The organism is Janibacter sp. CFPM2_SD2 (assembly GCF_057364645.1).
Genome location: NZ_JBNFOF010000413.1, coordinates 1 through 558, shown reverse-complemented (window position 1 = coordinate 558; position 558 = coordinate 1). Strand labels below are relative to the sequence as shown.

Annotated in this window: 1 protein-coding gene; it reads left to right on the top strand. The window is 75.1% G+C overall.

Annotation, left to right across the window (positions count from 1 at the left end; all coding sequences use genetic code 11):
- Nucleotides 1–361: 361 nt before the first annotated feature.
- On the top strand, nt 362–558 hold a 197-nt coding region (locus tag AC2W7J_RS18700), incomplete at its 3' end, for a hypothetical protein (protein WP_485984310.1).

The following is a 558-nucleotide window of genomic DNA, read 5'->3' as shown; positions in this document are numbered from 1 at the left end:
CAGCGGACTGCCCGGGGCGCCTCGGCGAGGGTGTGCCCCCGGCGAGCACGGCGGCGTCGACCGCCGCCTGGTCGTCGGGCAGGAAGGTGATGTCCTCCAGCCCCGCGAAGCGCTCCATCGACTCGGCGACCCGGCGCCGCGGGTCGGGCCAACGGATCCGGCGCGCAGCCGGTTGACCACCGGGCGCGGTGTCGGCGAGGCCACCTGACCGACGGCCTGCACGGCCCGCACCATGCGCTGCAGGCCGACCGGGTCGGCGGCACCGACGAGCAGCAGCTCGTCGGCCTCCGCGAGCGCGGTCAGCGTCGTCGCGTTGCGACGTGGCGCGGTGGTGTCGTAGCTGAGCTCCTCGTCGTCCTCGATGCCGAAGCCGCAGTCGAGCACGACGAAGGGCGCCAGCGACCGGCACAGCTCGATGATCTGCTCGACCGCCGCGGCCCGCAGCTCGGGCCAGCGGCTCGGGGTCGGGATGCCGGTGAGAACGCGAAAACCGTGGCGAGACCTCGACCGCGAGCCCGGGGCCCAGGGCGGGCAGATCGAGCGTGCCGAGCTCCGAGG